Consider the following 10,980-nt stretch of genomic DNA (forward strand, 5'->3'; position numbering starts at 1 on the left):
TGAGACCCCATCTGATGTGCTATGGCTGCAGTATATGTTCTCCCCTTTTACAATGCAAGCATAATTTCAAAAAGTTCTAGGAGCGATAATTGCGCGACACCATCACTTGCCGCCACCGACATCCCCCACCGCGCCCTCACGCGCAGCGCACTCGTTGAGATACTTGACCGGAATCGGCCACCTGGAGGGAGCTCCGTAGCGCGAAAGCCCCACATTGACCAGCTGAACCAGCAGCTCGGACAGATCATCACCTTCGAGCACCTCAATCGAGCGTACATGGATCGCCGTTGCCACATCCTCTTTGGTGCCGTTGTTGACGCCGACAAAGTAGCAGGTCATCCCTGCGCGTTCGAACGTTCCAATGCCGTAATAGGGCGAGTTGTAACTCTCGAAAAACTCCTTCTTACGACCCGCCTTACCCGTAAGCTGGTAATCGCGCACCAAGTTCACGAAGTCGCTAGAGAAGGTCGTCAAGCCCGTATCCCGCACGCGTGCGAGCATAGCGCGTCCGCCCGCCCGCACGTCAAAGATATAGGCGTCCTTGTCGAGCTTACCCTCGGCCGTCAGCAGCTCAAGCTCCATCTCGTCCACGGGACCGTCCTCGATCGGATGTGAGGCGTAGTCCATGGCCCCGTCCGCACCGATCGTCAACGTCGCAAGGCGCTCATCCAGCTCAACCTTATCCTTCTCCTTGCGCGCAACATTGGCCACGCCGCAGACCGTCACCGACCCAACGCCAAAAGAGCCAAGGTCAAACGCCCTCACCCGTCCGTCGGCAACATCTTGCTTAACCAGCAGCTCTTTGAGCATGGCCCCCAGGATCCCCTCCTGTGCGCCGCGCACCTTTGCATTCGACGCCGCCTTAAACAGCGGCTCGCACACATCCGGCGTCACATGCTGTTCCACCACCCCAGCGTGCAGGGCATAGCCATCGTTCTCGGCAACCTCGTTAGGCACAACAACCAGATTCCAAGCCAACGGATCAACAACTCCGCCGTCATACGACGCGCGCACATCCCAGGAGGTATCGCTGAGTCGATCGGCGAGTTTGCGCGCGACCCCGGCAAGCCCTTTGCGCGCAAACGACACCACGACCCGCTGCCCCACCGAACGTTCCGCAACCACGCGGGCATATTGCTCGCTTTTCAAAACCTCGTAGAAGCTCTTACGCGGATACTCTCTGAGCGACACCTGGGCAAAATCGCTGTACCGACGCTCAAGAATCTGCAGCTCTCGGTACAGGATGCCCTTCTTGGTATAGGCGACCTTTTCCGCTTGGGCCGAAAACGTAAGATCACGGCGCTTGGACGGCTTATCGCCCTTGGCGCGGCGCAGGATGTACTCGTCACGTTGTCCGTGAGCCAGCACCACCGAAGCCACGGGCGACAGCCTGTAACCAACCTGGCTGTTAATCTTCTCGAGCTCCTTCTTGTCGCCTGCCGCACGACCGATGAGCACCCGTCGCTTGGTAAACGTTCGGATCTTAAGTTCGAAGGTGCAATCCTCGTTGATAACGGTCTCGACCGTCTCAATCTTGGCAGGGCCCGTTCCAGCTTCCTCAATGGCGTCGCGGCGAGCACCCTTGGCGCTTACAACATACAAGTGCCCCGTATCATTGGGAATCTCGTCCTCGATCCCCTCAAATTGCGAGCACGAGTTGAACAGCAGACGCAATGCGATGTAATCATCCAGCTCGTTCCAATGAGTTTTAATCGGAACCATTTGCTCATGGTCGAGCGAAGCGCTCAGGTCACCCGTCTGCGCGCCCGCCTTGACCATCAGAAAGACGCGGTTGTCCTCGAGCTGCGTAAGCGCGACGACCTTACCTGTCTGGCACACATCGGCCATAAAGTTTGCCACGGCATGCTTGTCCGCATCGCCGACGTTGCACCAAAAGACCGAGTAGCGCTTCTCGGCAGCCGCGGCATCGAGCTGCAATACGAGCTCGGACACAGCGATGTCTCCCAAGCCACACGGCTGGCTATGCTTCGATTGCACGACCGATCGCCTCCATCATCTCCAAACTGATTGCTCCATCAGCTGCCATATAGGGGAAGGAGAACACCATCCCCTCGCCATCGATCGGCTTTTGACGGAGCTCCAGCGCCGCTTCATCGGCCAAAACATTGACGATCAACAGGCGCTTCGCCCCAACTTTTTGAGCCTTTGCCTTAAAGCGCTCGGCATCCGTAGTCTCGCCGCCTGAGCGCCTGTAGGCCTCGTAGGCGCCGATGCGATAGTGCTTAAAATCGATCCACACGCCGGTCTTGTTACCGGCGGCATCGAGCACCTCAAAATCGCCGCCTGTCTCGGCATGAGCCGCATCACCACGAGCAAGCGAATACCGGCCATCGTAATACGCCTCGAAGATAGCCCTACCGGCAGACTCTCCCAGTTCTCCCAGGTACACCGCCTGGAACATATAGGGCGTCATGTGTGCCGTCGCCGCCGGCTGCGGCATCGCAGGCACCCCGTCGTGCGACCAACGCTCGCGCACTTCCTGAATCGACAGCAGCTCGGGCACGCAGGCCGCCGCCTGGCTTACCTGGCGAACCTTCGCGCCCTTTAATCCCTCGTCGTAGTGGCAGCGCTCCTCCAGGCGGGCAGCAATCTGCTCGACAGGTTCACCCTCATAGCTGGGAAACTCAAAATGCGGCACTTTACACGCTCCGCCCTGCGCATACGCATAGCCACTCGCGGCGAACGGCATGTGCAGTGCGGTGCTTTTGCGCGCAGGATAGCTAGCGAGATCCTCCCACGGCAGGCAAAAATGATGCAGATAAAAGTCGCGTTCGTCATCGAAGGCGGCCAGGTCTTCCTCGCGCGCATCGAGCGAGGTGACCTTCCACGCCAGCTTTTCGTGCTTCTCTTTTGCCAGGTTGTTCCTAAAGGCAGCGAGGTTCTGCTGCTTGCTGGCAGCGTGTTGCTTCTTGTCCGCCATGTGATTGTTGACGGCCGCGCAGGCGCCAACCACCTGCTCCAGCTCGTAGCCCATCGGCAAATCGTGCAAGAACGAAAAATCGCAATCGGCGGCGATTTCGCGATCGAGCATCACCTGCACGTGCGGCATCTTTACGCTCGTACGCATCAAGCGACCCACGGCCTGCGTCACGATGCGAGCGCCTTCGACCTGGTAAGAGAGGGTGTCGCGCACCGGCAGTTTTCCACCGACGCCCGCCAGTACCGTGCGCACGCGATGGCGCTTCTGGATAAACGGAATCTCGCCGCGCGCCACGAGCTCCTCCTGTTCGACCACGCCAAGCAGTGCCTGCTGGTCAAACTTCTTTGAGCTCATATCGACTCCCCAGGTCAAACGGCTCGTAGGCGACTCCACGTACAAAAAATCGAGGTCCATCTTGGGGTGTCGCTCAGCGTTGTCAAAACCACAATCGACCTGGCGCACCGCGTCGCGCAGGCTCTCCGGCACCTCGTATTTAAGATTCTTGGAAAAGCCACCAGCGGCAAGGTTGATAAACATCAGGGTCGGCTCGCCATTCTTCAGACGTTCCTGAGCGGCGCGCCAGCCCTCCTCCCAGCCGGAGGCATTAAAGCACGGAACCATATCCTTGGCCTCCTCGAGCGACTTCTCGTACGACGCCTCGGGGTGCTTAACGTTCCTAATCACCAGTTCGGCAACGATTTCTCGGGCAAGATCCAGTGCCAAACTATTAAAGTCGCCATGGTTTCCCATGTGTCGTGTCGTAAAGATGGCTCCCGCCTGCTGCTCACTGCGCGCCACGCCACGCGCCCAGGCGCTCACGGCAACGAGCGTCTTGCTCAGACGCTTGAGTTCAAACTCGATGCTTTCGGCATCGCTCGTGGTCACCCTGTCGGCAATCTTTCGGCGAAGGCACACCGCAAGCCCTTCGCTCACGCCAATCTGGTCAAAGAATTCCATCGCACGCTCGTACACCTCGTCGGGCGACACGATACCGCCTCCATAGGCGCCGCCGGCCACGGCCGCCATGCCGGCAAGCTTCTTGGACTCGTCAACCCAAACGACGTCGACGTCATACACCGTTGCCGCCTGTTTGTTGAATAGCTTGGTCTGTCGCACGATCTCTTGGTTCAGCTCGTCGATCCAAGCATCCTTACGAACCACGCCGTGCACTTCGTCCAGGTAATCAAGGTCAAAGTTCTTAATGGTCGGCGCATTCCAGGTAGCGCTCATGCACACGCAGGGAGCCTTGGCGGCAATGGACGCAAGATACGCCTCGGGCATGCGCTCAATGCCATGATTGGTCAGGTACGTGGTTAACATATGGTCGATGGTCGTTTCCATCACCAGGTAGTTAACACCGCGCGCGTACATCGAATCGTCAACGGCATCGATCTCGTCGTTCTTGCGATCCTTAAAGAACAGCGCCAGCATCAGCGAATTCCAGAAGTATTTCTCGTTGGTCTGGTCGTTCCTAATGCCCAGGGCATCGATGATATTCTTGCGCGAAAGATCGTCCTTGTACGAAATGCTGCCGTAGTACAGCCTGTCCATAAGCGTGGCGCAGCGGGCAAGATGGCCCACTACCATCCTAACGAGGCCGCGCGCACGGCGCACCGCCTTGTTGACGGTCTGCTGCTCGTCCGTCCCACATGACGTAATCACATTGCGGTTGCGGCGAGCATCGAGCTCATAGCGCAAAGGTTTCGACAGGCCATCGCCCACCGAGACATCGTCGTTGCCAAACAGACGACGACCGGCAAGCTGCTCGTCTTTCGCCTCGTCAGACAGGGCAAAAGGCTGCTGCAGCTCCATATCCTGAATACACGCAGTGATCATCTTTTGAATACGCTGGGCACCCTTGGCAATCTCTTCGGCAGTCTCCTCGACGCTCGCTCGCGAAACCTTGCCCATTGCCGCGTTTGACCCCTCGTGCTCGCCCGAGGTCGAGGCGTGCGTATAGACCGCCATCCACTGGCCTCGATTTCCCAGCAGCAAAGGATCCACCACGCCACCATTAAAATGACGGTCAAGGATGCGCAGCATCTCATCGGGCTGGAATTTCATATGGTCCGCCGCTAGCATCGACAGCATGTCGGCCTTCGCATGGTCGATCTCGTCAAAGACAAACAGACACTCATCGGCAACCGATGCATTAAAGAACACGACACCCGCGCCTGTCACCGTATCGATTCTATTGACGAGCTTTTGCGGCGTGCACGCGATCACATGCGGCGTGCGTTTATCGTTGAGCAATGCCGAGGGCCAAATCTGGGGAATCACCTCAAAGCCACGTATGATGCTCTGACGTCCACGACCCACCGCTCGGCGCAAGCTCGCGTCTGCCAACGCCAGCTTATCCCACAGCCCCGGAGTCAGGCAGTCGACAACACTTCCCAGACGCTCCTTCTTGTCCAAAATGCCCAAAAGATCATCGGCGATCTCCATTGCGCTGTTCCACGCGTGCGTAATGTCGCGAAGAACGGCCTCGTCCTTCGCTCCAAAGGGGCAAGAAATATCGCGCGGCTTTATGCTGCCCTTGTCAAACCTGGCATCGATCCAGTTTGTAATGTTCTCGCCCGCTCGCGGAAGATCGAACACCATGCGCGCCGCATCTTTGGGATCCATGCCCTGGCCAGCCAGCAATTCGCGCACGTTTGCAACAAAGTTGTCGCGGTTGTCCTTGCCCGGAACCACAAACACCAAGGTACGGCGACCGCGACATTTATTAAAACAGCCCGACTCATCCCAGCCGCCGGCAATCAGGTCTGCCGTGACCTGCTCGGCCGTGTAGTTTTTACCCGAGCCCGTCGTGGCGCCCAAAAAGTACAGGCCGTTGTTGTCCTGGTCCTTGGCGCCGTCCTGGTCCTGTGGGACAAACAGCGCACGCTCAAAAAACTCGCGCATCGCCTTTTGGCGCGCAAGATAGGGGACAAGTTCCTTGTCGCTCGCAGACGACGGATTCGATTGACAGCTCAGTTCCCACGTAGCCATGGTCAAACCTCCGATTTAGTTGTTGCATGTGTTGAATACCATCCCGTGCGGACAAAAACTCACGCAGGGCGGTTGAGCGGCATCCATGCCGCTTGAGAAAAGGAAAGAAAGGGAAGAGAGGCAGTCGGCGATTACTCGCACGAAGCGAGCAGCTTCTCAAGATCGCACTCCAATGCTTCACGCTCCTCAACGTCCATCACTGCAAGGGCGACACGCATCAGGGACACCTTGGCGGCAAGCTCCTTAACCTGGTCGGGGCGCTTGCTAAAGTGGTCGTAAATCCGCAGGGCCTCCCCGGCCGTCAGGTACTGCCACTTTTCCAACGAAGGCTTTTCGGACCTGCTCACGGCATCGACCCACTCGCCAAGACCCTGAAAACCGTTGCCCGTAGTCGTGCCGTTCATAACCACATCGATCGGGCTCAGCAAGCAATCGGGCGATTTTTTGTACACCAATTTGGTGAGCATAAGCACCTGGGCAAGGTTGCGATACTTGTCCTGATCGGCATAGAGCACGTCGTTGTAGCAGGCGCACGCCTTAAGCAGCTCGTGGGCGGCAATGCGCTCCGGCCCATCAAACGGAACGCCGCGCAACAACACCCCAGCAAGATCGAATGCCTTGCCGCCCTGCACGATCTTGTCGAGCGCCGAGCCGTCCACCAAATCCGCCAGCCAAGCAAACTCAGGCTGATACGGCTTATGCTCGTCCTCGTCCTCATGCTCCATCCAGTTGTTCACCAGCGTCAGGGCTTCAATCTCCCTCCCGTTCAGAAAGGGCGAATTCTCCCCCATCTCTTCCTGCAAAAAGCCCCGCGGCTCATGAGAGCGCTCGTACGCAACCGCAAGTTCCCCGTCGCTCACGACCAAGGTCGCACGGGAAATATAGGTATCTTCCCGCATGTCCCTCCAGGCGTACATCATAAGGGGACGCAGCTGACGGAGCATGCCGCGCGCGCCGGCACCTTCCTTAACCGCGCGCTTCGCCGCAAGGCGAGCAGCATCTGCCATCAGCTCCATCTTGGCGCCATTTCCCATCATGTTGTTGTACTTGGGCAGGTACTGTTCATACGCAATCTGGACCAGATCGTCCACGCTCAAGGCGTTAAAGTTAATCACCGAGCCAATGCGCCCGCACAGCTCGGACATAATACCCCAAGTCTCAACATCCTCGATGGTCGCACTGTCTCGCAGCTCGTTTGCCGATTTTGCGGCGGTGCGCACGGCGGCATACGAGGATCCGAAGCCGACCGTGGTGCCAGACTTGTCACTCAGGCGCTTGCGCACCAGAGCATCCAAGCCCATAAAGGCGCCGCCCAAAATGCAAACAACCTGATCGAGGTTGAGCGTCTTAATAGCCGCACTCTTGGAGGTATCACATTCAAACGGCATCTCCCCGCCTTCCAAGAGCTTAAGGAACGACTGCGATGGACTAAAGCTCGATGCAACTTCGCCCCCATCGGGCTCGGCACGAACCGCCTTGTCAAACTCGTCAAAGAGCACCAAGCAAATTTCGCCGGGATTGGCAGCCTGATAGTCCGCGACCTGCGACAGGCAGTTGCTCATGCTGGCACCGCGCCAGCCCTCGCCCGTCATGGTGGAGACATCGAACACGAACAGTTTGAGCCCCGCGGCATCTGCCACGGCCTTGATGGTGTGGGTTTTTCCCGTGCCGGTGGAACCCATCACCAAAATGGCAGCGGGCGAAAGAACGTCGCGCGGGTCGGCGCCGCGTGCCAACATCACGCAGCGGTTGACCTCAAAGCTCAGCGCCGTCACAAAGGCCTCCAAGCTTCCTTCGTGGCCAATAACACTCTGACGCGTCTGCTCCACCAGACGCGTAGGCGCAATTCGATTGAGCAAGTCCTGGTAGCGATCGATGTTTCGATACTGCTTCTGAGTCATGGGCGCCTTCCTTTCCATATTGGTTTTCTTTCCTTCGATGTGGGCCGAGCCCTTAAACCACTACAGTGCCAGCGATGTCGCCGACTCCAGATAGATCACGTTGCCCGGCTGGGTAAAGACCGGAATGTGGTAGAGCAGCTGCAAAATGCCCTGCTTGAGCAGCGGAAACAGTGTGGGATGCAACACTTCGTACATCAGGGCACCAGCCATAAGAGCGGTAAGTACGGCAAGCAGCAGAAGCTTTTGAGCGTTAGAGAATACCGACATGGTCGTTCCTTTCTTTATGCGAGATATTTGGATTGCGTTGTGGGTTAGCGACTCATAGCGATGGCAATGCCAATAACCGTGATAACCACGGGGATCGCAAGCGATGCGAACACAATCCCGGCAAAAAGGCCTACCACCACCGCGCACACGACGATGACCAGTGCTGTGGGCACAAGCGCGAGCAGAGGAGTAACCACGCAGGCAGATGCAAAGCGAAGCCCGTGGAACAAGCACTCATGAGGGAATAAAGCCTTGAGAACTCCTTCGACAATTCGCCACTCGACAATCGTTCCGACTGTTAAGACAACAGCCCAAAGCAGATAATCATTGGCGCGGGAATCCGAAGCCATCTTTCCGGTAACGCCAGCCCACCAATCAAATGCGGCGGCACAGCCCAGCAAACAGACGATCGCGCAGACGACGGATGCAAATGCGCCCGCACCCTCAATTGCACCGAGCAGCTCGCACATGTCGGATTCGCGCTCTCCCGTTAACAGCACAATCCATTTGTGGGCAAGCGCCGCAACGACCGCCACGCCCAGCACAACCCAGTACGCCCTAAACGCCACCAGGCGCCACGAATGGAGCGGAATCACCGTGTTGCCCTCGCCAATCTCGAACATAAAGCCGCCGAGCCACGTCGTCAGCAAGCACATCATGTCGACGGCGACAACGTACAGCACAACCGCAAAGAGGGTTTGCAGAATCATGCCGAAAATATTCACTGTTGTTGGCTTCTTGAGAGCGTCTGGCTCGATCCTATACGTGTCGTATCCGTTCATTAGCTGTCCTTTCGTTGCTGAAACAACTAGTTGGTTTATCCACTGTAGCTTGATACAACTAGGAGATATGCAAATCTCTTAGTGTTAGTATCTAGCGAAATATTACCCAATGCGTACGGCCTCATACGCACCATTCGATTTTTTTCTTTTTCATTTGAGTGCCCCGTCTGAAAAACGCCGCAACTGCTCTTCTTGTAGACTGAAGGCAATTGAGCCGCGACGGGCCAGTCAGCGAACCGCGCAATATAGGGAATATGCAGGAGGTGCGCATGCTCAAAACTAAAGCAGAATTTGCAACTCTTCGCTTAAACGAAGATCTCAAGCCATATATGAGCCGATATCTATCGGATCTTGTGTCTCATATGGTCGAGAAATATCAGCCTTCGTCGAGAACGAAAAGGCTCATTGAACTGTGCTGTCGCGATTTTGAGTTTTCGAGCGAGCACGTCGATGGCCCCTCGTGGTCTGTTTTGGGGATTGACCTCAAGCGACCTTCGGCCGCCTCGTTTGAGTTTGAGGACCGCGTTTACAACGAAGCAACCGACGAATGGGATTATGTGCCCGCTTGCGTTTGCAAAAACCGAGTCAAAGTCCCGACGTCGACGTTTACTGCCATCGAAGAGAATATCTTTTTATACGACTACGAGCAGGACGCAGCCTCTCACACGTACGAATCAGCACTCATTTACTGCAGGCCCCCCGAGCTACGACCGCTATCCCAATTCCCGGCATCTATCGATGCGGCAAATGCGCGAGTCCTGGATTTCCTCAGAACGCGCTCGAAGCAGCTGCAACGCAGCGCAGGCATCCCCGATCTGCTTTCGGTCACTGAGTGGTACTACATCTTTCTTGCGGCATCCATTGCCTGCTCTCAGTCCCATGCCACGGCCGTCATTCAGATTTCGGACCGTCTGTTCAATCTGGCGCGAGCCGTAGATGGACGTCGCCTTCTTTGTGACCTCGGCCTGCTAAAGAGCATTGTGCTTCTTCCCAACACCATTGCCAAAAAGGCCGAGGGTCGCGCGCTGCTCTTTATTGGCGACGGCGAGCCCAATGATCCGTATTTCCTTTTTGACGGCAGGAGCTTTGACGACAAGCAAATGACCGATGAGATTCTGCACCAGCTCCTCGATTCCGTCGACCGAGCCTACGGCGATCAAAAGAATCCAGTCTATTGGCATCGGCTCGAGGATCAGGGCAACGGCATCTATCCCCTATTACCCAATACAAAGAGCGGATCGTTCGACGAGAGAATGTTCATCCCCCTTGGGTCGCTAGCGCCAATCTACCGCGGCACCGCCCGCAGCGTTGTAACCAAACTGCCCGAATCAGATCCGACAGACAGTTACCAACAGCACGACTGCTACTACCTGTCGCTAAAGCATCTTCATGATGGCGCAATCATTGCCGCAGAAGATGTACTTGAGCGTGTCCCCGATACAGATATCTACGATGTAAGCCGTGTAGACTACGAAGATTTTCGGAAGGCCAAACCGATCGACGCCCGCGAGGCGAGCCTTCTCATATCACGCGTCGGGCCTCCATTCAAGCTTGCCCTCATCACGCCAGGCCACTTTTCTGTCGGTTCTGAGCGCCCCGTGGAGCGCGGTCTTTTGTTTGAGAGCATTGTCCCCTGCGACGCCATGTTCTGCGCTACCTTTGAGGACGAGCTGCTTGCCCAGTTTGTCCTGGCATACCTGTCGTCCGATGAGGGGCAGAAGAAACTGGCGGACACCTCGCACGGAGACGCGCTTGTGCAACTTGCCCCAATGGACCTGCGAAGCATGACCGTGCCTGTTCCCGGGCGAGCGGAGCAGGAGCGCTACGCGCTAGAGTACGAAGCAAAGCAGCGCGCCTACGAGGACGCCCTTAAGCAGGCGGAACATTACGCTGCGAGCAAGGGAACGATGTAGCGACCGAGGCCGGCAGACTGTCCGGACTTTTGCCGACAGTCTGCCGATCAGGCACGCCGTTCAGCGCAGCAGCTAGAGATCCTCAACAGACTTCGAACTGGCTTTGGCCGCCTCTTCGCCCGCGATCAGGTCCCTAACGATCGCGTCGAAAATGTTGGTGTAAGGGTGGCTCCCTAGCGTCCGTT

General features: G+C 57.0%; 6 protein-coding genes. 1 reads left to right on the plus strand and 5 read right to left on the minus strand.

The features are described from left to right. Nucleotides 1-102: 102 nt before the first annotated feature. From DW024_RS06170 to DW024_RS06190, 5 genes are all read right to left on the minus strand, one after another. The gene (locus DW024_RS06170) at nt 103-1,998 is read right to left on the minus strand and encodes a hypothetical protein (RefSeq protein ID WP_147352056.1); all 1,896 of its coding nucleotides are present in this window, start codon (nt 1,996-1,998) and stop codon (nt 103-105) included. After that, nucleotides 1,982-5,932 (minus strand): hypothetical protein, encoded by a 3,951-nt coding sequence (locus DW024_RS06175; RefSeq protein ID WP_147352057.1) that lies wholly within the window; start codon nt 5,930-5,932, stop codon nt 1,982-1,984. The genes DW024_RS06170 and DW024_RS06175 overlap by 17 nt, the downstream gene beginning before the upstream one ends. Nucleotides 5,933-6,063: 131 nt before the next feature. Further along, complete coding sequence (locus DW024_RS06180; protein ID WP_158572172.1) at nt 6,064-7,833, minus strand: AAA family ATPase; 1,770 nt, start codon at nt 7,831-7,833, stop codon at nt 6,064-6,066. Between the two features lie 60 nt (nt 7,834-7,893). After that, the gene (locus tag DW024_RS06185; protein ID WP_117637090.1) at nt 7,894-8,100 is read right to left on the minus strand and encodes a hypothetical protein; all 207 of its coding nucleotides are present in this window, start codon (nt 8,098-8,100) and stop codon (nt 7,894-7,896) included. A 44-nt stretch (nt 8,101-8,144) separates the two neighbouring features. Continuing rightward, nucleotides 8,145-8,882 (minus strand): hypothetical protein, encoded by a 738-nt coding sequence (locus DW024_RS06190; RefSeq protein WP_117640397.1) that lies wholly within the window; start codon nt 8,880-8,882, stop codon nt 8,145-8,147. A 269-nt stretch (nt 8,883-9,151) separates the two neighbouring features. On the opposite strand from DW024_RS06190, the gene DW024_RS06195 reads away from it, so the two are divergent. Then, complete coding sequence (locus DW024_RS06195) at nt 9,152-10,795, plus strand: hypothetical protein (RefSeq protein WP_117640398.1); 1,644 nt, start codon at nt 9,152-9,154, stop codon at nt 10,793-10,795. The last annotated feature ends 185 nt before the right edge of the window (nt 10,796-10,980 follow it).

The organism is Collinsella sp. AF37-9, assembly GCF_003475115.1.
Taxonomy (GTDB): Bacteria; Actinomycetota; Coriobacteriia; order Coriobacteriales; family Coriobacteriaceae; genus Collinsella.

Bases quoted from the DNA above. Each gene is read 5' to 3' on its own strand.
- DW024_RS06175 (WP_147352057.1), bottom strand. From the start codon at position 5,932: ATGGCTACGTGGGAACTGAGCTGTCAATCGAATCCGTCGTCTGCGAGC.
- DW024_RS06180 (WP_158572172.1), bottom strand. From the start codon at position 7,833: ATGACTCAGAAGCAGTATCGAAACATCGATCGCTACCAGGACTTGCTC.
- DW024_RS06185 (WP_117637090.1), bottom strand. From the start codon at position 8,100: ATGTCGGTATTCTCTAACGCTCAAAAGCTTCTGCTGCTTGCCGTACTT.
- DW024_RS06190 (WP_117640397.1), bottom strand. From the start codon at position 8,882: ATGAACGGATACGACACGTATAGGATCGAGCCAGACGCTCTCAAGAAG.
- DW024_RS06195 (WP_117640398.1), top strand. From the start codon at position 9,152: ATGCTCAAAACTAAAGCAGAATTTGCAACTCTTCGCTTAAACGAAGAT.